Origin of the sequence: Ramlibacter sp., assembly GCF_036383835.1 — a bacterium.
Taxonomy (GTDB): domain Bacteria; phylum Pseudomonadota; class Gammaproteobacteria; order Burkholderiales; family Burkholderiaceae_C; genus Ramlibacter.
In genome coordinates this window covers 1-20989 of sequence record NZ_DASVNN010000002.1, presented here as the reverse complement: position 1 = coordinate 20989, position 20989 = coordinate 1, and the positions used below count along the sequence as shown (strand labels likewise).

23 protein-coding genes are annotated in these 20989 nt (G+C 67.4%); 15 read left to right on the top strand and 8 right to left on the bottom strand.

From position 1 onward, the window contains the following. Positions 1-20: 20 nt before the first annotated feature. The 7 genes from VF522_RS00235 to gltA all read left to right on the top strand — a co-directional run bounded on the left by VF522_RS00235 (position 21) and on the right by gltA (position 5908). Positions 21-794, top strand: a complete 774-nt coding sequence (locus tag VF522_RS00235) for a GntR family transcriptional regulator (protein ID WP_330906180.1) — start codon at positions 21-23, stop codon at positions 792-794. 94 nt (positions 795-888) lie between these two features. Next, a complete protein-coding gene (sdhC, locus tag VF522_RS00230; RefSeq protein ID WP_330906179.1) occupies positions 889-1314 on the top strand; it encodes a succinate dehydrogenase, cytochrome b556 subunit in 426 nt (141 codons plus the stop codon). Positions 1315-1331: 17 nt separating this feature from the next. Next, entirely contained in the window at positions 1332-1697 is a 366-nt protein-coding gene (sdhD, locus tag VF522_RS00225) for a succinate dehydrogenase, hydrophobic membrane anchor protein (protein ID WP_330906178.1), read from the top strand. 5 nt (positions 1698-1702) lie between these two features. Further along, positions 1703-3511, top strand: coding sequence for a succinate dehydrogenase flavoprotein subunit (gene sdhA / locus VF522_RS00220; protein WP_330906177.1), 1809 nt, complete (start codon positions 1703-1705; stop codon positions 3509-3511). Between the two features lie 52 nt (positions 3512-3563). Continuing rightward, positions 3564-4268 (top strand): succinate dehydrogenase iron-sulfur subunit, encoded by a 705-nt coding sequence (locus VF522_RS00215; protein WP_330906176.1) that lies wholly within the window; start codon positions 3564-3566, stop codon positions 4266-4268. A gap of 14 nt (positions 4269-4282) precedes the next feature. Continuing rightward, positions 4283-4576, top strand: coding sequence for a succinate dehydrogenase assembly factor 2 (locus tag VF522_RS00210; RefSeq protein ID WP_330906175.1), 294 nt, complete (start codon positions 4283-4285; stop codon positions 4574-4576). A 21-nt stretch (positions 4577-4597) separates the two neighbouring features. Next, on the top strand, positions 4598-5908 hold the full coding sequence (gltA, locus tag VF522_RS00205; protein WP_330906174.1) for a citrate synthase: 1311 nt from the start codon (positions 4598-4600) through the stop codon (positions 5906-5908). Between the two features lie 138 nt (positions 5909-6046). On the opposite strand, the gene VF522_RS00200 is transcribed toward gltA, so the two are convergent. From VF522_RS00200 to cyoA, 8 genes are read right to left on the bottom strand one after another with little or no spacing between them, the layout of a single operon-like run. After that, positions 6047-6526 (bottom strand): BON domain-containing protein, encoded by a 480-nt coding sequence (locus tag VF522_RS00200; RefSeq protein WP_330906173.1) that lies wholly within the window; start codon positions 6524-6526, stop codon positions 6047-6049. After that, positions 6523-7059 carry a response regulator transcription factor gene (locus VF522_RS00195; protein ID WP_330906172.1) on the bottom strand — a complete coding sequence of 179 codons (537 nt, stop codon included), beginning with the start codon at positions 7057-7059 and terminating at the stop codon, positions 6523-6525. Before VF522_RS00195 ends, VF522_RS00200 begins: the two co-directional genes overlap by 4 nt. Further along, complete coding sequence (locus VF522_RS00190; protein WP_330906171.1) at positions 7049-8380, bottom strand: ATP-binding protein; 1332 nt, start codon at positions 8378-8380, stop codon at positions 7049-7051. The genes VF522_RS00195 and VF522_RS00190 overlap by 11 nt, the downstream gene beginning before the upstream one ends. Then, entirely contained in the window at positions 8374-9123 is a 750-nt protein-coding gene (locus VF522_RS00185; RefSeq protein WP_330906170.1) for an SURF1 family protein, read from the bottom strand. The genes VF522_RS00190 and VF522_RS00185 overlap by 7 nt, the downstream gene beginning before the upstream one ends. 5 nt (positions 9124-9128) lie before the next feature. Further along, entirely contained in the window at positions 9129-9503 is a 375-nt protein-coding gene (gene cyoD / locus VF522_RS00180; protein WP_330906169.1) for a cytochrome o ubiquinol oxidase subunit IV, read from the bottom strand. Further along, positions 9500-10123 (bottom strand): cytochrome o ubiquinol oxidase subunit III, encoded by a 624-nt coding sequence (gene cyoC / locus VF522_RS00175; protein ID WP_330906168.1) that lies wholly within the window; start codon positions 10121-10123, stop codon positions 9500-9502. Before cyoC ends, cyoD begins: the two co-directional genes overlap by 4 nt. A gap of 9 nt (positions 10124-10132) precedes the next feature. Continuing rightward, positions 10133-12121 (bottom strand): cytochrome o ubiquinol oxidase subunit I, encoded by a 1989-nt coding sequence (gene cyoB / locus VF522_RS00170; RefSeq protein ID WP_330906167.1) that lies wholly within the window; start codon positions 12119-12121, stop codon positions 10133-10135. Between the two features lie 4 nt (positions 12122-12125). Further along, entirely contained in the window at positions 12126-13187 is a 1062-nt protein-coding gene (cyoA, locus tag VF522_RS00165; protein ID WP_330906166.1) for a ubiquinol oxidase subunit II, read from the bottom strand. A gap of 133 nt (positions 13188-13320) precedes the next feature. On the opposite strand from cyoA, the gene VF522_RS00160 reads away from it, so the two are divergent. From VF522_RS00160 to VF522_RS00125, 8 genes are all read left to right on the top strand, one after another. Continuing rightward, positions 13321-14667, top strand: coding sequence for an MFS transporter (locus VF522_RS00160; RefSeq protein ID WP_330906165.1), 1347 nt, complete (start codon positions 13321-13323; stop codon positions 14665-14667). A 189-nt stretch (positions 14668-14856) separates the two neighbouring features. Next, entirely contained in the window at positions 14857-15798 is a 942-nt protein-coding gene (locus VF522_RS00155; protein ID WP_330906164.1) for a LysR substrate-binding domain-containing protein, read from the top strand. 22 nt (positions 15799-15820) lie between these two features. Then, a complete protein-coding gene (leuC, locus tag VF522_RS00150) occupies positions 15821-17242 on the top strand; it encodes a 3-isopropylmalate dehydratase large subunit (protein ID WP_330906163.1) in 1422 nt (473 codons plus the stop codon). 10 nt (positions 17243-17252) lie between these two features. After that, positions 17253-17381, top strand: a complete 129-nt coding sequence (locus VF522_RS00145; protein WP_330906162.1) for an entericidin A/B family lipoprotein — start codon at positions 17253-17255, stop codon at positions 17379-17381. Beyond that, positions 17381-18031: a 3-isopropylmalate dehydratase small subunit gene (leuD, locus tag VF522_RS00140; RefSeq protein ID WP_330906161.1), complete on the top strand. Its 651-nt coding sequence runs from the start codon at positions 17381-17383 to the stop codon at positions 18029-18031. Before VF522_RS00145 ends, leuD begins: the two co-directional genes overlap by 1 nt. A 13-nt stretch (positions 18032-18044) precedes the next feature. Beyond that, positions 18045-19136, top strand: a complete 1092-nt coding sequence (gene leuB / locus VF522_RS00135) for a 3-isopropylmalate dehydrogenase (RefSeq protein WP_330906160.1) — start codon at positions 18045-18047, stop codon at positions 19134-19136. A 76-nt stretch (positions 19137-19212) separates the two neighbouring features. Continuing rightward, a complete protein-coding gene (asd, locus tag VF522_RS00130; protein ID WP_330906159.1) occupies positions 19213-20361 on the top strand; it encodes an aspartate-semialdehyde dehydrogenase in 1149 nt (382 codons plus the stop codon). Positions 20362-20561: 200 nt separating this feature from the next. After that, the coding region (locus tag VF522_RS00125; protein WP_414709401.1) for a type IV pilus assembly protein FimV at positions 20562-20989 on the top strand (428 nt) is incomplete at its 3' end.

Genomic DNA, 20989 nt, shown 5'->3' with positions numbered 1-20989 from the left:
CCCTGCCGCCTCGCCCGCCGATGGCCCCGCCCCACTCCTCCTTCGACTCCGCCGCGCCCGACGCGGTGTCCGCCGCCACGCCGGCCTTCAGCCCGCTGTACCAGCAGATCAAGGGGCTGATCCTGCAGAGCCTGCAGGCCGGCGAATGGAAGCCGGGCGAGGCGATCCCCAGCGAGATGGACCTGGCCGCGCGCTTCCGCGTGAGCCAGGGCACCGTGCGCAAGGCGATCGACGAACTCGCCGCCGAGAACCTGGTGGTGCGCCGCCAGGGCAAGGGCACCTTCGTCGCCACGCACGCCGAGCAGCACGTGCGCTACCGTTTCCTCAAGCTCGTGCCCGACAGCGGCGACGAAGGCCCGGCGCAGCGCAGCATCCTCGAATGCCGGCGCGTGCGCGCCAGCGCCGAGGTCGCGCGCGCACTGCAGCTGCGCACCGGCGACTCGGTCGTGCAGGTGCGCCGCGTGCTCTCCTTCGGCGACGTGCCGACCATCCTGGAAGACATCTGGCTGCCGGGCAATGCTTTCAAGGGGCTGACCGCGGAGCAGCTCGCGGAGCACCAGGGGCCGACCTACGTCCTGTTCGAACTCGAGTTCGGCGTGCGCATGGTGCGCGCCGAAGAAAAGATCCGCGCCGTCGCGGCCGACGCGCAGCAGGCCACGCTGCTGGCGGTCGCGGACGGCGCCCCGCTGCTCTCGGTGGAGCGGCTCTCCTTCACCTACAACGACCTGCCGATGGAGCTGCGCCGCGGGCTCTATCGCACCGACAGCCACCACTACCGCAACGAATTGAGCTGACCGCTTCGGTCGGCCCGCCATTCACGCTGAAATAGAATCTAGGGTTGTCCCCTATCACCCGCACCCTCCGCCTGCCCACCGAAAGAAACCCCGCATGACAGAGCTCGCCAAGCCGCGGCCGGAATTCCGCAACATCAACGCCTTCAAGGACCTGCCCACCTACCGGCTGCCCGCCCCGGGCTGGGTGTCGATCCTGCACCGCGTCAGCGGCGTGCTGATGTTCGTGCTGATGCCCCTGATCATCTGGATGTTCGACACCTCGGTGTCGTCCGAGATTTCGTTCGCGCGCTTCCGCAACGCGTTCAACGCCGGCGCGGGCGGCGTGATCCTGAAGCTGGTGGCGCTGGCGCTGATCTGGGCCTACCTGCACCACTTCATCGCCGGCGTGCGCCACGTGTGGATGGACGTCAGCCACAAGGCCGTGAGCAAGGGCTGGGGCACCAGCTCCGCGGTGTTCACGCTGGCGGCGAGCCTGCTGCTCACCGTCGTCCTCGGCGCCAAGCTGTTCGGCCTGTACTGATCCCCGGAGAAAAAGAAATGGAAGTCAACTACGGCTCCCGCCGCACCGTCGTCGGCGCCCGCTACGGCATGCGCGACTGGCTCGCGCAGCGCGTCACCGCCGTCCTCATGGCGCTGTTCACCCTGGTGGTGCTGGCGCAGGTGATCTTCTCGCGCGGCCCGATCGGCTACGACAACTGGGCCGGCATCTTCCATCCGCAGTGGATGAAGGCGCTGACCTTCGCCACCATCGTCGCCCTGCTGTACCACGTGTGGGTCGGCATGCGCGACGTGCTGATGGACTACGTCAAGCCCGTGGGCATCCGCCTCGTGCTGCAGATCCTGGTCATCGTGTGGCTGCTGGGCTGCGCGGGCTGGGCCATCCAGGTGCTCTGGAGGGTTTAAGGAACATGGCATACACCACCAAGAACATCGCGACGCGCAAGTTCGACGTCGTCATCGTGGGCGCGGGCGGCTCCGGCATGCGCGCCTCGCTGCAACTCTCCCTGGCCGGCCTGAACGTGGCCGTGCTGTCCAAGGTCTTCCCCACCCGCTCGCACACGGTGGCCGCGCAGGGCGGCATCGGCGCCTCGCTGGGCAACATGTCGGAAGACAACTGGCACTACCACTTCTACGACACCGTCAAGGGCTCCGACTGGCTCGGCGACCAGGACGCGATCGAGTACATGTGCCGCGAGGCCCCGAAGGTCGTGTACGAGCTCGAGCACTTCGGCATGCCGTTCGACCGCAACCCCGACGGCACGATCTACCAGCGCCCCTTCGGCGGCCACACGGCCAACTACGGCGAGAAGCCGGTGCAGCGCGCCTGCGCCGCGGCCGACCGCACCGGCCACGCGATGCTGCACACGCTGTACCAGCAGAACGTCAAGGCCCGCACCAGCTTCTTCGTGGAGTGGATGGCGCTGGACCTGATCCGCGACGCCGAGGGCGACGTGGTGGGCGTGACCGCGCTGGAGATGGAAACCGGCGACCTGCACGTGCTGCACGCCAAGACCGTGCTGCTGGCCACCGGCGGCGCGGGCCGCATCTACCAGGCTTCCACCAACGCCTTCATCAACACCGGTGACGGCCTGGGCATGGCGGCGCGCGCCGGCATCCCGCTGGAAGACATGGAGTTCTGGCAGTTCCACCCGACCGGCGTGGCCGGCGCGGGCGTGCTGCTCACCGAAGGCTGCCGCGGCGAAGGCGCCATCCTGTTGAACAGCAACGGCGAGCGCTTCATGGAGCGCTACGCGCCCACGCTGAAGGACCTGGCTCCGCGCGACTTCGTCTCCCGCTCGATGGACCAGGAGATCAAGGAAGGCCGCGGCTGCGGTCCCAACAAGGACTACGTGCTGCTCAAGCTCGACCACCTGGGCGCCGAGACCATCCACAAGCGCCTGCCCTCGGTGTACGAGATCGGCGTGAACTTCGCCAACGTCGACATCACCCGCGAGCCGATCCCGGTGGTGCCCACCATCCACTACCAGATGGGTGGCGTGCCGACCAACATCCACGGCCAGGTCGTGATCCAGAAGGACGGCAGCGACAGCAGCCCGCTCAACGGCCTGTACGCCGTGGGCGAGTGCTCCTGCGTGAGCGTGCACGGCGCCAACCGCCTGGGCACCAACTCGCTGCTGGACCTGCTGGTGTTCGGCAAGGCCGCCGGCAACCACATCGTCGAGTTCGCGAGCCGCACCAAGGCGCACAAGCCGCTGCCCGCCGATGCCGCCGAGCGCACGCTGGAGCGCCTGAACCGCCTCGACAACGCCGCTTCGGGCGAATACTCGCAGGACGTCGCCAACGACATCCGCGCCTCCATGCAGCAGCACGCGGGCGTGTTCCGCACGCAGGCCAGCATGGACGAAGGCGTGCGCAAGATCGCGGCGATCCGCGAGCGCGTGGAGTCCATCGGCCTGAAGGACAAGTCGCGCGTGTTCAATACCGCGCGCGTGGAAGCGCTGGAAGTCGAGAACCTGATCGAGGCCGCGCAGGCCACGATCGTGTCGGCCGCCGCCCGCAGGGAATGCCGCGGCGCCCACACGGTGAGCGACTACGAGCGCCCGGCGGACGACCCGGTCTCGCCGCTCGGCCGCGACGACGCCAACTGGATGAAGCACTCGCTGTGGTACAGCGAAGGCAGCCGCCTCGCCTACAAGGCGGTGAAGCTCAAGCCCCTGACGGTGGACAGCGTTCCGCCCAAGGTGCGGACCTTCTGATTACGTACTTCTGCGGACTTCATTCCAGCCTAGATTCAGGACACGGACAACCATGCAAAAGCGCACCTTCCACATCTACCGCTACGACCCGGACAAGGACGCCAAGCCGTACATGCAGACGGTGGAGATCGAGCTGGAGGGCAACGAGCGCATGCTGCTCGACGCCCTGATGAAGCTCAAGGCCCAGGATCCCACCATCGCCTTCCGCCGTTCCTGCCGCGAGGGTGTGTGCGGCTCGGACGCCATGAACATCAACGGCAAGAACGGGCTGGCCTGCCTGACCAACCTGCTCACGCTGAAGGACCCGATCGTCCTCAAGCCGCTGCCGGGCCTGCCGGTCATCCGCGACCTGATCGTGGACATGACGCAGTTCTTCAAGCAGTACCACTCGATCAAGCCCTACCTCGTCAACGACAGCATCCCGCCCGAGAAGGAGCGCCTGCAGTCGCCCGAGGAGCGCGAGGAGCTCAACGGCCTGTACGAGTGCATCCTGTGCGCCAGCTGCTCGACCAGCTGCCCCAGCTTCTGGTGGAACCCCGACAAGTTCGTCGGTCCCGCCGGCCTGCTGCAGGCCTACCGCTTCATCGCCGACAGCCGCGACCAGGCCACCGGCGACCGGCTGGACAACCTGGAAGACCCGTACCGCCTGTTCCGCTGCCACACCATCATGAACTGCGTCGACGTCTGCCCGAAGGGTCTCAACCCGACGATGGCCATCGGCAAGATCAAGGAATTGATGGTCCGGCGCGCGGTCTGAGCCGATAGGACACAATGGACGAAGCACTGCTCGACGAGAGGGCCCTCAGCAAGCTGCGCTGGCGCTGCCGCCGCGGCCTGCTCGAGAACGATCTCTTCATCGAGAAGTTCTTCGACCGCTACGCGCCGACCCTGACCGTAGGCCAGGCGAACGCGCTCGGGGAGTTGATGGACCTGGCCGACAACGACCTGCTGGACCTGCTGCTGCGGCGCAAGGATCCGGTCGGCGCACTGGATCGGCCGGACGTGAGACAAGTGCTCGGGATGCTGCGCACGCCGCAGGCCGCATCCACGGGACATGGGCATTGAAATACCACTCGAGGACAACCTATGAAACTCGCTGACAACAAGGCCACGCTGTCGTTCAGCAACGGCGGCCCCAGCGTCGAGATGCCGGTCTACAACGGGACCATCGGCCCGGACGTGATCGACATCCGCAAGCTGTATGCCCAGACCGGCATGTTCACGTACGACCCCGGCTTCATGTCGACGGCGTCGTGCCAGTCCACCATCACCTACATCGACGGCGACAAGGGCGAGCTGCTGTACCGCGGCTACCCGATCGAGCAGCTGGCCACCAACTGCGACTACCTCGAGACCTGCTACCTGCTGCTGTACGGCGAGCTGCCCAACCCCCAGCAGAAGACGGACTTCGTCTCGCGCGTGACCAACCACACGATGGTCAACGAGCAGATGCAGTTCTTCCTGCGCGGCTTCCGCCGCGACGCGCACCCGATGGCCGTGATGACCGGCCTGGTGGGCGCCCTGTCGGCCTTCTATCACGACAGCACCGACATCAACAATCCCGAGCACCGCGAGATCTCCGCGATCCGCCTGATCGCGAAGATGCCGACGCTGGTGGCCATGGCGTACAAGTACACGATCGGCCAGCCCTACGTGTACCCGAAGAACTCGCTGAACTACACGTCGAACTTCATGCGCATGATGTTCGCGACGCCCTGCGAGGAGTACGAGCCCAACGACGTGCTGGTGCGCGCGATGGACCGCATCTTCATCCTGCACGCCGACCACGAGCAGAACGCCTCCACCTCCACGGTGCGCCTGTGCGGCTCCTCCGGCACCAACCCGTTCGCGGCGATCGCGGCGGGCGTGGCCTGCCTCTGGGGCCCGGCCCACGGCGGCGCCAACGAGGCGGCGCTCAACATGCTGGAAGACATCCAGAAGATGGGCGGCGTGGCCAAGATCGGCGAGTTCGTGGCCAAGGTGAAGGACAAGAACAGCGGCATCAAGCTGATGGGCTTCGGCCACCGCGTGTACAAGAACTACGACCCGCGCGCCAAGCTGATGCGCGAAACCTGCCACGAAGTGCTGCAGGAACTGGGCCTGCAGAACGACCCGCTGTTCAAGCTGGCCATGGCCCTGGAGAAGGTGGCGCTGGAGGACGAATACTTCGTCTCCCGCAAGCTGTACCCGAACGTCGACTTCTACTCCGGCATCGTGCAGCGCGCGATCGGCATCCCCGTCTCGCTGTTCACCGCGATCTTCGCGCTGGCCCGCACGGTCGGCTGGATCGCCCAGCTCAACGAGATGATCGCCGACCCCGAGTACAAGATCGGCCGTCCGCGCCAGCTGTTCGTCGGCGCGACCAAGCGCGACGTGCAGCCGATCGGCAAGCGCTGATCCGGCTTTGCGTCCTGGAAGGCCCGCTTCGGCGGGCCTTTTTGTTGGCCTGGTCGTTGTTTGTAGGGTGGGCAAGCTTCGCTTGCCCGCCGCGCGGCCGTCGATGGTGGGCAAGCGAAGCTTGCCCACCCTAAGCAGTTACCTGGCCACCTCGTATTTCGGCTTTTCCCCCGTCCCCACCATCAAGTGATTCACGACGCCCATCACGTCGTCCACCAGCAGCACCGCCCTCTCCATCTCCTCCTTCTGCTTCGCCGTCCTCACGCAGCCCATGAGCGTGACCAGCCGGCGCTCGCCGAGGATCCACACGCTGGTGTCGTCGAAGCGTCCGTCCATGCGCAGGTACTGCTGAACGCGCGGGACGATCTCCTTGTCGTAGAGATAGGAGTTCGGCAGCCGGCAGCGGCCCGCGCGGTAGCAGCTGGTGCCGTGCTGGGCGCGCACATGTGCTTCCTTGCGCACTTCGTCCTCGGTGAAGCCGGGCCCGCGCGGCACCGGGCAGCCGGGGAGCGCGGAGGTCACCGGCAGGAAGGGATCGTCGAAGGCATTGCGGCGTTCCTGCGCGGCTGCCCCGCCGACCACCGCCAGCGTCAGCAGCAGCGCCGCGAGCGCCTTCATTTCACCCGCTGCTTTTCCAGCTTGCGCGCGAGCGTGCGCCGGTGCATGCCCAGCCGGCGGGCGGTCTCGGAGATGTTGAAGCCGGTCTCGGCGAGCGTCTCGTGGATGCGCTCCCACTCCAGCGTCTTGATGCTGGTCTGCCGTTCGGTGAGCTCCACCTCCGCATCGCCTTCGGAGCGGGTGAAAGCGGCTTCGATGTCGTCGGTGTTGGCCGGCTTGGCCAGGTAGTGCCGCGCGCCGAGCTTGATGGCCTCCACCGCGGTGGCGATGCTGGCGTAGCCCGTCAGCACCACGATCACCATCTCCGGGTCGTGCTCGTGCAGCAGCTGCACGCAGGCCAGGCCCGAGTCGCCGGCGGCGAGCTTCAGGTCCACCACCGCGTAAGCCGGCGCATGCTCCTCCAGCAGCTTGCGCGCGCCCTCGAGGCCGGAGGCGCGCAGCACGCGGTAGCCGCGCCGCTCGAACGAGCGCTGCAGCGTGCGCGCGAACGCGTCGTCGTCCTCGACGACCAGCAGGTCCCGTTCAGCGTCCATCGTCGCGGTCTTCCTCTTCCGGCGTGAGGGCGGCCAGCGGCAGCGTGATCGTCACTTCGGCGCCCCCGTTCACATTGTGCGCCGCGACCTGTCCCCCCAGCGCCCGCGCGACATTGACGGACAGGAACAGGCCCAATCCGCGGCCCGGGGCCCCCTTGCTCGATTGGTAGGGCGTGCCCAGGCGCTCCAGCATGGCGTCCGGAAAGCCCGGCCCGCGGTCGCGGACGCGCAGGGTCAGGGTGTCCTCGTCCCATTCCGCCCGCACGCGCAGCGGCGCGCCCGGCGCGGCTTCCAGCGCGTTGTCGAGGATGTTGCCGATCATCTGCCGCAGCGCCGTGTCGGAGATGATGGGCAGGTCGGGGCCCTCGCGCCGGTAGTCGAGCGTCGCGGCGCGCGTGCTTTGCCACTCGGCGAGCGTGCCGTCCAGGAAGCCGTGCAGCGTGGTCTTCTCGGGGTGGTCGCCGCGGGTCTCGCCGGCGGAGCTGAGGATGCCGGAGACGATGGCCTTGCAGCGGGCGATCTGGCGCTGCATCTCCTCGATCTCCTCTCGCAGCTCGGGCTCGCCGGCGAAGGGCGCCATGCGCGACCAGTCGCCCAGGATGACGGCCAGCGTCGCCAGCGGCGTGCCGAGCTCGTGCGCCGCGCCGGAGGCGAGCAGGCCCATGCGGACGATGTGCTCCTCCTCCACGGCGCGCTGGCGCAGCTTGGCGAGCGCCTCGTCGCGCTGGCGCAGGTTGCGCGAGATGCGTCCGACGTAGATCACCAGCAGCGCCGCGTTCAGCACGAAGCACAGCAGCAGTCCGCCCACGTAGTGCACCGGCAGGTCCGAGGTCGGCAGGCCCGACAGGGCCAGCGGCCAGTGCCACATCGTCAGCGTGCCGAACGCGAACACGCTGGCGGCCACCATGGCCCACACGTAGGGACGCCGCAGCAGGATCGTGGCCACCGCCACCTGCAGCAGGAACAGGAAGATGAAGGGATTGGTGACGCCGCCCGAGTAATAGAGCTGGCCCGCGAGCACGGCAACGTCGACCAGCATGCCGCCCAGCAATTCGGCATTCACCACCGGCAGCGCCAGCCGCGTGCGCAACCAGCTCGCCAGGTTGAACAGGGCCAGCACCGCCAGCAGCGTCAGCATCTCGCGCAGCGGCAGCGGCACGGCCAGCAGGTACTGCACCGCGAGGATCGTCAGCAGTTGGCCGGCCACCGCGATCCAGCGCAGCTCCACCAGGTGCATCAGGTTGCGCCGGTGGGCCAGGCGATCGGGCGCCGTGCCCGCCTCGGCGCGCAGGAGGGTGGAATCGGGAGCTTGCGTCAGCAACGGGATGGGTCCCTCGCGAGCCGGCGGGCGCGCCGGGCGTCCAGCAGCAGGTAGGCGATGGCGGCGGCCATTATCGCGGCCAGCGCGAACCAAGTGAGCGCGTACACGAGGTGATGGTTGCGGAACTGCAGCACGGTGAGGCCGGCGCGCGGCCAGTCGCGGGCGCCCGGCTCCGCGCGGGCATCGAGGAAGAAGGGAGTGACCGGGCCCTGCAGCCCCTGCTTCGCGGCGATGGCAGCGACGTCCCGCGAATACCAGCGGCCCGCGGCCGGATCGTTTTTCTGCAGCGGCCGGCCGCCCGGCTCCGTGAACCGGAGCAAGCCCGTGACCGACTGCTCCGGCACGCCGCGCGGCACCTGCGTGCGCAGCTCCGGCGGGACGAAGCCGCGGTTGACGAGCACCCACGGACCCTCGCGCGTGCGCAGTGGCGTGAGCACCCAGAAGCCGGCGCCGAGTTCGGTATTGGCGGCGACGAGGACTTCGCGGTCGAAGTCATAGCGGCCGCTGGCCTGCAGGCGCCGGTACTCGTCCTCCTTCGTGAGCGCGGGCCACTGCGAGGGCACCGGCAGCGGCGCCGGCGCCGCGTTCACGTTGCGCTCCACGCGCGCGATCAGCGCTTCCTTCCAGCCCAGGCGCTCGACCTGCCAGAGTCCCAATGCGACGAAGCCCGCGCAGGCGAGGACGAAGGCGGCGAGCATCACCGCGATCAGCCCCCGCCGTCGCGGGCTTTGCACCGGATCCATGGCCGTCAAGGCATGTTGCGCATCTGGTGGGCGTCCACCGGCATCATGTTCGTGTTCATGTGGTACATGACCCAGATCGAGCCGGCCAGCATGATGACCACCAGCGCCGCGGTGAACACCAGCGCCAGCAGCGACCAGCCGCCTTCCGCCTTGGCGTTCATGTGCAGGAAGTAGATCATGTGCACGACCATCTGCACCGCGGCGAAGGCCACGATGATGAACGTGGTGGCCTGCTTCGGCAACGCACCCGTCATCACCAGCCAGAACGGGATCGCCGTCAGCACGACCGACAGCACGAATCCGATGGCGTAGCCCTTGACCGTCGCGTGGTAGCCGAGGTCGTCGTGGTGCGCTTCGGCGTGGGAATCGTGGGTGCTCATCGCAGGGTCCCGATCAGGTAGACGAAGGTGAAGACGCCGATCCAGACGACGTCCAGGAAGTGCCAGAACATCGACAGGCAGATGAGGCGGCGCTTGTTCTCGTGCGTGAGTCCCAGCTTGCGCACTTGCAGCATCAGCACGCCGAGCCACAGCGTGCCGAAGGCGACGTGCAGGCCGTGCGTGCCCACCAGCGCGAAGAAGCTGGAAAGGAAGGCGCTGCGCTGCGGGCCGGCACCTTCGTGGATCAGGTGCGCGAATTCGTAGAGCTCGATGCCCAGGAAGCCCAGCCCCAGCAGGCCGGTGATCGCCAGCCAGGCGAGCAGGTGCGTCTTGCGGCCGTGCTGCATGCCGACCATGGCGAATCCGTAGGTGATCGACGAGAACAGCAGCAGGCCCGTGTTCACCGCCACCAGCTTCAGGTCGAACAGGTCGGCGCCCGAAGGGCCGGCGGCATAGCTGCCGCCCAGCACGGCGTAGGTGGCGAACAGCACCGCGAACAGCAGGCAGTCGCTCATGAGGTACAGCCAGAAGCCCAGCAGGGTGCCCTGCTGCGGATGGTGGCTGCCGTCGTCGTAGAACACCGGCGCGGCGCCGGTCGCGGTCATCGTGGCAGTGGACATATTGTTTCCTCAGGCCGCCGCCAGGGCGCGGGTGCGCGCGTCCTCGCTGCGCGTCACTTCATCGGCCTCGATGTGGAAGTCGCGGTCGTAATTGAAGGTGTGGATCACGGCGGCGGCGATCATCACCGCGAACGCGATGCCGGCCACCAGCCACATGTGCCACACGAGCGCGAAGCCCATCGCCGTGGCGATCATCGCGATGATGAAGCCGGCTCCCGTGTTCTTCGGCATGTGGATCGGCTTGAAGCCGGCGGTCGGGCGCCGGGCACCGCGCTGCTTCATGTCGTGCCAGGCGTCGGTGTCGTGCACCACCGGCGTGAAGGCGAAGTTGTAGTCGGGCGGCGGCGAGGCGGTGGACCACTCCAGCGTGCGCGCGCCCCACGGGTCGCCCGTCACGTCGCGCAGCTGCTCGCGCTTGAGGTAGCTCACCACCAGCTGCACCAGGAAGGCCGCGATGCCGATCGCCACCAGGCCCGCGCCCACGGCGGCGATCTGGAACCAGATCTGCAGCGACGGATCCTCGAAGTGGCTCACGCGGCGCGTCACGCCCATGAAGCCCAGGACGTACAGCGGGGTGAACGCGACCCAGAAGCCGACCAGCCAGAACCAGAAGGAGACGCGGCCCCAGAAGTCGTCGAGCTTGTAGCCGAAGGCTTTCGGGAACCAGTAGTTGATGCCGGCGAAGATGCCGAACACCACGCCGCCGATGATCACGTTGTGGAAGTGCGCGATCAGGAACAGGCTGTTGTGCAGCACGAAGTCGGCCGCCGGCACCGCCAGCAGCACGCCGGTCATGCCGCCGATCACGAAGGTGATCATGAAGCCCACCGTCCACAGCATCGGCACCTCGAAGCGGATGCGGCCGCGGTACATGGTGAACAGCCAGTTGAAGATCTTCGCCCCGGTCGGGATCGAGATGATCATGGTCGTGATCCCGAAGAACGAGTTCACGCTCGCGCCCGAGCCCATGGTGAAGAAGTGGTGCAGCCACACCAGGTAGGACAGGATCGTGATCACCACCGTGGCGTACACCATGGAGGCGTAGCCGAACAGGCGCTTGCGGCTGAAGGTGGCGACCACCTCCGAGAACACGCCGAACACCGGCAGCACCAGGATGTAGACCTCGGGGTGGCCCCAGATCCAGATCAGGTTCACGTAGAGCATCGGGTTGCCACCGAGCTCGTTGGTGAAGAAGTTGGTGCCGGCGTAGCGGTCCAGCGAGAGCAGCACCAGCGTCAGCGTGAGGATCGGGAAGGTGGCGACGATCAGCGCGTTCGTGCACAGCGAGGTCCACGTGAACACCGGCATCTTCATCATCTTCATGCCGGGCGCGCGCATCTTGACGATGGTCACGATCAGGTTGATGCCGGAGAGCGTCGTGCCCACGCCCGCGACCTGCAGGGCCCAGATGTAGTAGTCGACCCCGACTCCCGGACTCGCGAGGATCCCCGAGAGCGGCGGATAGGCCAGCCAGCCGGTGGTGGCGAACTCGCCGATGAACAGCGACATCATCACCAGCACGGCGCCGCCGGTGGTCATCCAGAAGCTGAAGTTGTTCAGGAAGGGGAAGGCGACGTCGCGCGCGCCGATCTGCAGCGGCACGAGGTAGTTCATGAGGCCCGTGACCAGCGGCATGGCCACGAAGAAGATCATGATGACGCCGTGCGCCGTGAAGATCTGGTCGTAGTGGTGCGGCGGCAGGAAGCCGGCGTTGTCGCCGAAGGCCATGGCCTGGTGCATCCGCATCATGACCGCGTCGGCGAAGCCGCGCAGCAGCATCACGATGCCCAGCACCATGTACATGATGCCGATCTTCTTGTGGTCGATGCTGCAGATCCAGTCGCGCCACAGGGGACCCCAGAGGCGGTACTTCGTGAGGCCGAAGAGGACCACGAGGCCGCCCAGCACCACGCCGGCGAAGGTCGCGATCAGGATCGGCTCGTGGAAGGGGATGGACGCCCAGCCGAGGCGGCCGAAGATCAGTTCCGTCAATGTCATGTTCTTACTGCGATGCGAGGGCGGACGGGGAGGTGGTCGGCAGGCCCAGGGGGTTGTCGGGCGTGCAGAAGGCGGCCACGACCGTGCGCTCGCCGCGGGCGGTGGACTCGCGGTGCACGCCGCCCACGTTGCCCTTGCCGCCGCCGCCGGCGGCGTCGATGGCCATCATGTCGTTCATGCACATCTTCTTGCCGTCGACGCAGCGATTGAGGATCGCCTGGTACAGGCCCTCGTCGACCTTCGCGTAGCGGCGCACCGGATCCTTGTGCGAAGGCTTCTCCAGTTGCAGGTACGTGGCGCGGGTCAGCGCCTCGCCGCCCTTGCGGTTGCCCTCGACCCAGCCCGCGAAATCGGCATCCGACAGGCTCAGCGTCTTGAAGCGCATGCCCGAGAAGCCCTCGCCGCTGTAGTTGGCCGACAGGCCTTCGTAGGTGCCGATGCGGTTCATCACCGCGTTCAATTCGGTCTGCATGCCCGGCATCGCGTACACCATGCCCGCCATCGCCGGTACGTAGAAGGTGTTCATCACCGTGGAGGCGGTCATGCGGAATTCGACCGGCCTGTCCACCGGCACGGCCAGTTCGTTGACGGTGGCGATGCCCTGCTCGGGGTACAGGAACAGCCACTTCCAGTCCATGGCGACCACGTTCACCACCAGCGGTTTCGGGCCCGCGGGCACGGCGCGCTGGGCGTCGATGCGGTCCAGGGGCCGGTAGGGATCCAGCTTGTGGGTGGAGATCCAGGTGATCGCGCCCAGCGCGATGATGATCAGCAGCGGCGCACCCCAGATCACCAGTTCCAGCCGCGTGGAGTGGTCCCAGTCGGGCGTGTAGGTCGCCTCGGTGTTGGACTGGCGGTATTTCCACGCGAAGAACAGCGTCAGCGCGATCACCGGGACGATGATCAGCAGCATCAGCAGGGTGGAGGTGACGATCAGGTCGGCCTGCTGCACGGCGATGTCGCCGTGCGGCTTCATGACGATCCAGTTGCAGCCGGAAAGCGGGAGGGCCAGGGCCGCGAGTGCGCCCAGGCGGGCGAGCGGATGGCGGAAGGCAGGGAATGGCATCAGGATGACAACACGCTGGGGTAAACGCGGATTGCGTTTCGAGCGCGAATGTATCCTTATTGAGGCAGGTCAAACATTGGACATTTTGTCCCACCCTCCCCCGCAGGTTCCCCGTTCCCGCTCCCGAAGTCCGATGTCCCACGCAGCCACCGCCTCCCTGAACCCCCTGTCCTCCCCCCTGACCGGCGCCCACGGCGCCAACCCAGCCAACTCTCCCGAAGCAGCGCGCATCGCCCCCGGCGACATCGCCGTCGGCGTGGTGATCGGCCGGGCCTCGGAGTATTTCGACTTCTTCGTCTTCGCCATCGCCTCGGTGCTGGTGTTCCCGGCGGTCTTCTTCCCCAACGCCTCCCGCCTCGACGGCACGCTGTACGCCTTCGCCCTGCTGGCCCTGGCCTTCGTGGTCCGGCCGGTGGGCACGCTCCTGGGCATGGCGGTGCAGCGCCGCTTCGGCCGCGGGGTCAAGCTGACCGCGTCGCTGTTCCTGCTCGGAAGTTCCACCGTGACGATCGCGCTGCTGCCCGGATACGCCAGCGCCGGCTTCGTGGCGATCGCCCTGCTCGCCCTGTGCCGCGTCGGCCAGGGCCTGGCCCTCGGCGGCTCCTGGGACGGCCTGCCCTCCCTGCTGGCGCTGAACGCGCCGCCGCGTCGCCGCGGCTGGTACGCCATGCTGGGCCAGCTGGGCGCGCCGATCGGCTTCCTGGTCGCCTGCGGCCTGTTCGCCTATCTGTGGGGCAACCTCTCCAGCGCCGACTTCGTGGCCTGGGGCTGGCGCTTCCCCTTCTTCGCCGCCTTCGCGATCAACGTGGTGGCGCTGTTCGCCCGCCTGCGCCTGGTGGTGACGCACGAATACGAGCGCGAACTCGAGGCGAACGAGCTGGAGCCCTGCGACGTGCGCGAACTGTTCACGCAGCAAGGCCACAACGTGGTGATCGGCGCCTTCGCGGCGCTGGCCTCCTATGCGCTGTTCCACCTGGTCACGGTGTTCCCGCTGTCCTGGGTGAACCTGTACTCGCAGCAGGAGATCGGCCAGTTCCTGAGGGTGGAGCTCGCGGGCGGCCTGCTGGCCATCGTCGCCGTGCCCGTCTCGGGCTGGATCGCCGACCGCATCGGCCGCCGCAACACCCTGGGCGCCCTCGCCACCGCCATCGGCATCTTCAGCCTCGGCGCGCCCTGGCTCCTGGGCGGCGGCGACCTCGGGCAGGACGCCTTCATCCTGGCGGGCTTCGTGCTCCTGGGCCTGTCCTACGGCCAGTCCGCCGGAACGATGGCCTCCAACTTCCTGCCGGCCTTCCGCTACACCGGCTCGGCCCTGACCACCGACCTCGCCTGGCTCATCGGCGCGGCCTTCGCCCCGCTGGTGGCGCTGTACCTGTCGGCGCAATACGGGCTGGTGGCGGTGAGCCTGTACCTGCTGTCCGGCGCGCTCTGCACGCTGCTGGCGCTGCGCACCAACCGCTGGCTGGCGGCGCGGGACTGACGTCATCCCCGCGCAGGCGGGGACCCAGAGCATCCAGGAAGCCGCCCGCGGGCGGCTTTTCCTTGAATGCCCTGGATTCCCGCCTTCGCGGGAACGACGAAAGCGGGCATCGCCGATCGCGATGACGGCAAACCCCGCATTGAGGGAAAATGGGCCCAAGTCATCGCGGGATGCGATGCCCTGTGCCCCATGCGCCCCTCCGAACGTTCCTTCGCCCGCCGGATCGACCTCACCTCGCTGCAGCTGTTCGTGGCTGTCTGCGAGCTGGGTTCGATCGGCCGCGCCGCCGAACGCGAGTTCATCGCGGCATCCGCGGTGAGCAAGCGGCTGTCGGACCTGGAGGCGACGCTCGAAACCCCCCTGCTGTATCGCCACACGCGCGGCGTGAACCTCACGCCCGCCGGCGAGAGCCTGCTGCACCACGCGCGCTCCGTCCTGTTCAGCCTGGAGAAGATGCAGGCGGAACTCTCCGAGTACGCCGACGGCGTGCGTGGCCACGTGCGCATCCACGCGAACATCTCCGCCATCGTGCAGTTCCTGCCGGAAGACCTGGGCGCCTTCAGCCAGGACCACCCGCAGGTGAAGATCGACCTGGAGGAACACCTGTCCACCGAGGTGCTGCGCGCCGTGCAGGAAGGCGCGGCCGACCTCGGGATCTGCAACGTGTCCTCCGCCGGCGGCCACGAACTGCAGACCCTTGCCTACCGGCACGACGAGCTGGTGCTGATCGTGCCGCGCGGCCACGCACTGGCGAAGCAGGAGGCCGTGGCCTTCGAGGACACGCTGGAGTTCGACCACGTCGGCCTGCACTCCAACAGTTCCATCTACCTCGCGATGCGTGAAGCCGCAGCCGCCGCGGGGCGCAGCATCCGCCTGCGCATCCACGTCACCGGCCTCGACGCGATGTGCCGCATGATCCACAACGGCCTGGGGGTCGGCGTGATGCCGCGCCGCGCCTTCACGCTGATGCACGGCGTGGGCGACCTGGAGTGCGTGCGCCTCACCGACGCCTGGGCGACGCGCGACATCCGCCTCGTCGCGCGCGATTTCTCCACGCTGCCGCTCACCGCCCGCCTGCTGGTCGACCACCTGCGGGAGCGCGCCGAAAAGGGCGAACTCCTCGCCGCATAGAATTTCACCAAAGGAATCTCCCATGGGACGCACGCTTTACGACAAGATCTGGGACGAGCACGTCATCCACACCGAGGAAGACGGCACCTCCATCCTCTACATCGACCGCCACCTGGTGCACGAAGTGACCAGCCCGCAGGCGTTCGAGGGCCTGCGCGAAGCGGGCCGCAAGGTGTGGCGCATCAGCTCGGTGGTCGCCACCGCCGACCACAACACGCCCACCACCGGCTGGGAGCGCGGCTACGACGGCATCGACGACCCGATCTCCAAGCAGCAGGTCACCACGCTGGACAAGAACATCGGCGAATTCGGCGCGGCGGCCTATTTCCCCTTCCTGTCCAAGCGCCAGGGCATCGTGCACGTGATCGGCCCGGAGTCCGGCGCGACGCTGCCCGGCATGACGGTCGTCTGCGGCGACTCGCACACCTCCACGCACGGCGCCTTCGGCGCGCTGGCGCACGGCATCGGCACCTCGGAAGTCGAGCACGTGCTGGCCACGCAGACCCTGCTCGCCAGGAAGGCGAAGAACATGCTGGTGAAGGTCGAGGGCAGGCTCGCTCCCGGCGTGACCGCCAAGGACGTCGTGCTGGCCATCATCGGCAGGATCGGCACCGCCGGCGGCACCGGCTACACCATCGAGTTCGCCGGCTCCGCGATCCGCGGCCTGACGATGGAAGGCCGCATGACGGTGTGCAACATGGCGATCGAGGCCGGCGCGCGCGCGGGCATGGTCGCGCCCGACGAGAAGACCGCCGAGTACGTGAAGGGCCGTCCGCTCGCGCCGCAGGGAGTGGAGTGGGAGCAGGCCGTGACCTACTGGCGCACGCTCTTCTCCGACGCCGATGCGAAGTTCGACACCGTGGTCGAACTCGATGCCGCGCAGATCGTGCCGCAGGTGACCTGGGGCACCTCGCCGGAGATGGTCACCACCATCGACGGCCGCGTGCCGGATCCCGACAAGGAGAAGGACGCCAACAAGCGCAACGCGATCGAGCGCGCGCTGAGCTACATGGGCCTGCAACCCGGCAAGCCGATGGACGACATCTACGTCGACAAGGTGTTCATCGGCTCCTGCACCAACAGCCGCATCGAGGACATGCGCGAAGCCGCCGCCGTGGTGAAGAAGCTGGGGCGCAAGGTCGCGCCCAACATCAAGGCCGCCCTCGTGGTGCCGGGCTCGGGCCTGGTGAAGGAACAGGCCGAGCGCGAAGGCCTCGACCAGATCTTCAAGGCCGCGGGCTTCGAATGGCGCGAGCCGGGCTGCTCGATGTGCCTGGCGATGAACGCCGACCGGCTGGACCCGGGCGAGCGCTGCGCCTCCACCAGCAACCGCAATTTCGAGGGCCGCCAGGGTGCCGGCGGCCGCACGCATCTCGTGAGCCCCGCCATGGCGGCCGCCGCCGCGGTCCATGGCCATTTCGTCGACGTCCGGCAGTTCGCCTGAGGAGAAACCCATGAAAGCCATCACCACCGCCACCCTGGTCGCCTTTGCCCTGCTGCTGGCCGGCTGCAACACGATGCGCGGCTTCGGCCAGGACGTGCAGAAGGTCGGCGACAAGATCGAAGAGAAGGCGAAGAAGTAATGGAAAAATTCGTCGTCCACAAGGGCCTCGTCGCGCCCATCGACCGCGAGAACGTCGACACCGACGCGATCATCCCCAAGCAGTTCCTCAAGCGGATCACCAAGTCCGGCTTCGGCGACAACCTGTTCGACGAGTTGCGCTTCCTGGACCACGGCGAAGCCGACTCCGATCCGGCCACCCGCAAGCCGAATCCCGACTTCGTGCTGAACCAGCCGCGCTACAGGAACGCCTCGGTGCTGATCGCGCGCAAGAACTTCGGCTGCGGCTCCTCGCGCGAACACGCGCCATGGGCGATCCAGCAGTACGGCTTCCGCGCCCTGATCGCCCCGTCGTTCGCCGACATCTTCTTCAACAACTGCTTCAAGAACGGCCTGCTGCCGATCGCGCTGCCGGAGCAGACCGTGGCGAAGCTGTTCGACGAAGTCGCCGCCTTCCCCGGCTACGAGCTCACGGTGGACCTCGAGCGCCAGGTGATCGTCAAGCCGCAGGGCGAGGAGATCCCGTTCGACGTGCAGGCCTTCCGCCGCTACTGCCTGCTGAACGGCTTCGACGACATCGGCCTCACGCTGCGCCAGGCCGACAAGATCAAGGCCTACGAAGCCGAGCGCCTGGCCACCAAGCCGTGGCTGACCCACACCCTCCACGGATAAGAAGAAGCTCCCCATGAAAATCGCAGTCCTCCCCGGTGACGGCATCGGCACCGAGATCGTCGACGAAGCCGTCAAGGTCCTGAAGGTCCTCGACCTGAAGTTCGAGCTGGAATTCGCCGATGTCGGCGGCATGGCTTACGACAGGCACGGCCACCCGCTGCCCGAGGCCACGCTGAAGCTCGCCAAGGCGGCCGACGCCGTGCTGTTCGGCGCCGTGGGCGACTGGAAGTACGACAAGCTGGAGCGCCAGTTCCGCCCCGAGCAGGCCATCCTGGGCCTGCGCAAGAACCTGGGCCTGTTCGCGAACTTCCGCCCGGCGATCTGCTACGAGCAGCTCACGCACGCTTCCAGCCTGAAGCCGGAACTGGTGGCGGGCCTGGACATCCTGATCATCCGCGAGCTCACCGGCGACATCTATTTCGGCCAGCCCCGCGGCCGCCGCACCTCCCCGGACGGCAACTTCCCCGGCGCCGAGGAAGCGTTCGACACGATGCGCTACACGCGCCCGGAGATCGAGCGCATCGCGCACGTCGCCTTCCAGGCCGCGCGCAAGCGCAGCAAGAAGGTCACGAGCGTCGACAAGGCGAACGTGCTGGAGACCTTCCAGTTCTGGAAGGACGTCGTCAGCGAGGTGGGCCAGCAGTACCCCGACGTGAAGCTGGACCACATGTACGTGGACAATGCCGCGATGCAGCTGGTGAAGCAGCCCAAGTCCTTCGACGTGGTGGTCACCGGCAACATGTTCGGCGACATCCTCTCCGACGAAGCCGCGATGCTCACCGGATCGATCGGCATGCTGCCCTCCGGCAGCATGAACGCGTCCAGCCAGGGCCTGTACGAGCCGTCCCACGGCAGCGCCCCCGACATCGCCGGCAAGGGGCTTGCTAATCCTTTGGCTACAATCCTGTCTGCCGCCATGATGCTCCGCTACTCCCTCAACCAGCCCCAGGCCGCCGACCGGATCGAGTCCGCGGTGAAGGACGTGCTGTCGCAGGGCCTGCGGACGGCGGACATCTTTTCTGATGGCACCCGCAAGGTCGGCACCCGCGAAATGGGCGACGCGGTCGTGGCTGCCATCACCAAGAAGACGATTACCAAGAGCTAGCAAGCTCCGGTTCGTCGCGCCCTCCCCCGGCCCAGACGAGCCGGGGGACCAGATTCAAACTGAAAGGCGCGCACCGATGAAACTCACGAACGGACAACAACCGCTGGTCGGCCTCGTCGGCTGGCGCGGCATGGTCGGCTCGGTCCTGATGGACCGCATGCAGGCCGAAGGCGACTTCGGCCTCATCGAGCCGGTGTTCTTCTCCACCTCCAACGCCGGCGGCAAGGCCCCGGCGCAGGCGAAGAACGAGAAGACGCTCAAGGACGCCTTCGACATCGACGCGCTGAAGAAGTGCGACATCGTCATCACCGCCCAGGGCGGCGACTACACCACCGAGGTCTTCCCCAAGCTGCGCGCGGCGGGCTGGAACGGCCACTGGATCGACGCGGCCTCCACCCTGCGCATGAAGGACGACGCGGTCATCATCCTGGACCCCGTCAACCTGCCCGTGATCAGGAACGCCCTGGGCAAGGGCGGCCGCAACTGGATCGGCGGCAACTGCACCGTGAGCTGCATGCTGATGGGCGTGGGCGCGCTGTACAAGGCCGGCCTGGTCGAGTGGATGACCAGCATGACCTACCAGGCCGCGTCCGGCGGCGGCGCCCAGCACATGCGCGAACTGCTCACCCAGTTCGGCACGCTGAATGCCGAAGTGCGCGCACTGCTCGACGATCCCAAGTCCGCGATCCTGGAGATCGACCGCAAGGTGCTGGCGCGCCAGCAGTCCATGTCCGGCGACGAGACCGCCAACTTCGGCGTGCCGCTGGGCGGCTCGCTGATCCCCTGGATCGACAAGGACCTGGGCAACGGCACCTCGCGCGAGGAGTGGAAGGCCGGCGCCGAGACCAACAAGATCCTGGGCCAGGGCGAGGGCTTCGGCACTCCCGGCACCCCGGTGGACGGCTTCTGCGTGCGCGTGGGCGCGATGCGCTGCCATTCGCAGGCGCTCACCTTCAAGCTGAAGAAGGACGTGCCGGTGGCGGACCTCGAAGCGATGATCGCGGCCGACAACCCCTGGGCGAAAGTGGTCCCCAACACCCGCGAAGCCACGCTGCAGGGCCTGACTCCGGTGGCCGTGACCGGCACGCTGGACATCCCCGTGGGCCGCATCCGCAAGCTGGCGATGGGTCCCGAGTATGTCGGCGCCTTCACCATCGGCGACCAGCTGCTGTGGGGCGCGGCCGAGCCGCTGCGCCGCATGTTGCGGATCCTGCTGGACGCCTGACGACCTGCCGGGCGCCGCCCCAGCGGCGCTTTTTTCTTGACATCCGCGGTTGTAGCGCCGCGTTACACCTCGTTGTCGCGGGACAACAAGGACGTCGGCATCAAGCTGTGTGCAAGCGTTCCACAGACGTTAAGCGGTGTCTCAGCTTGTCAGTCTAAGACGTTGCTGTTATGGTCCTTTTTCGATTTAAGCCTCAGGCAATGGGCCGCATGAAGAGAACAAGACTGCCTCTCAAACGAGCAGTGGGGACGCCGCAACAGATGAGTCTTCCGAAGCTTCGGCTGTCTACGCTGGCCCTGGCGGCAGCGGTCACGTTCGGCTTGGCTTCCCCGGATGCATTGGCGCTCGCGCTTGGCCGCGTGCAGGTGCAATCGGCGCTGGGCGAACCGCTGCGCGCCGAGATCGACGTTCCGGAGATCACCCCGGAAGAGATCTCCTCGCTGAAGGCGAACATCGCCGCGCCGCAGGCGTTCAAGAACGCCGGGCTGGAATTCAGCCCCGCGCTGGGCGGCGTCAACATCACCCTGCAACGCCGCCCGAGCGGCGGCTATTTCCTGCAACTCGCGAGCGACCGGCCGGTCAACGAGCCCTTCGTCGACGTGCTGCTCGAAGCCACCTGGGCCTCGGG

Bases quoted from the DNA above. Each gene is read 5' to 3' on its own strand.
- VF522_RS00235 (WP_330906180.1), top strand. From the start codon at position 21: ATGGCCCCGCCCCACTCCTCCTTCGACTCCGCCGCGCCCGACGCGGTG.
- sdhC (WP_330906179.1), top strand. From the start codon at position 889: ATGACAGAGCTCGCCAAGCCGCGGCCGGAATTCCGCAACATCAACGCC.
- sdhD (WP_330906178.1), top strand. From the start codon at position 1,332: ATGGAAGTCAACTACGGCTCCCGCCGCACCGTCGTCGGCGCCCGCTAC.
- sdhA (WP_330906177.1), top strand. From the start codon at position 1,703: ATGGCATACACCACCAAGAACATCGCGACGCGCAAGTTCGACGTCGTC.
- VF522_RS00215 (WP_330906176.1), top strand. From the start codon at position 3,564: ATGCAAAAGCGCACCTTCCACATCTACCGCTACGACCCGGACAAGGAC.
- VF522_RS00210 (WP_330906175.1), top strand. From the start codon at position 4,283: ATGGACGAAGCACTGCTCGACGAGAGGGCCCTCAGCAAGCTGCGCTGG.
- gltA (WP_330906174.1), top strand. From the start codon at position 4,598: ATGAAACTCGCTGACAACAAGGCCACGCTGTCGTTCAGCAACGGCGGC.
- VF522_RS00200 (WP_330906173.1), bottom strand. From the start codon at position 6,526: ATGAAGGCGCTCGCGGCGCTGCTGCTGACGCTGGCGGTGGTCGGCGGG.
- VF522_RS00195 (WP_330906172.1), bottom strand. From the start codon at position 7,059: ATGGACGCTGAACGGGACCTGCTGGTCGTCGAGGACGACGACGCGTTC.
- VF522_RS00185 (WP_330906170.1), bottom strand. From the start codon at position 9,123: ATGGATCCGGTGCAAAGCCCGCGACGGCGGGGGCTGATCGCGGTGATG.
- cyoD (WP_330906169.1), bottom strand. From the start codon at position 9,503: ATGAGCACCCACGATTCCCACGCCGAAGCGCACCACGACGACCTCGGC.
- cyoC (WP_330906168.1), bottom strand. From the start codon at position 10,123: ATGTCCACTGCCACGATGACCGCGACCGGCGCCGCGCCGGTGTTCTAC.
- cyoB (WP_330906167.1), bottom strand. From the start codon at position 12,121: ATGACATTGACGGAACTGATCTTCGGCCGCCTCGGCTGGGCGTCCATC.
- cyoA (WP_330906166.1), bottom strand. From the start codon at position 13,187: ATGCCATTCCCTGCCTTCCGCCATCCGCTCGCCCGCCTGGGCGCACTC.
- VF522_RS00160 (WP_330906165.1), top strand. From the start codon at position 13,321: ATGTCCCACGCAGCCACCGCCTCCCTGAACCCCCTGTCCTCCCCCCTG.
- VF522_RS00155 (WP_330906164.1), top strand. From the start codon at position 14,857: ATGCGCCCCTCCGAACGTTCCTTCGCCCGCCGGATCGACCTCACCTCG.
- leuC (WP_330906163.1), top strand. From the start codon at position 15,821: ATGGGACGCACGCTTTACGACAAGATCTGGGACGAGCACGTCATCCAC.
- VF522_RS00145 (WP_330906162.1), top strand. From the start codon at position 17,253: ATGAAAGCCATCACCACCGCCACCCTGGTCGCCTTTGCCCTGCTGCTG.
- leuD (WP_330906161.1), top strand. From the start codon at position 17,381: ATGGAAAAATTCGTCGTCCACAAGGGCCTCGTCGCGCCCATCGACCGC.
- leuB (WP_330906160.1), top strand. From the start codon at position 18,045: ATGAAAATCGCAGTCCTCCCCGGTGACGGCATCGGCACCGAGATCGTC.
- asd (WP_330906159.1), top strand. From the start codon at position 19,213: ATGAAACTCACGAACGGACAACAACCGCTGGTCGGCCTCGTCGGCTGG.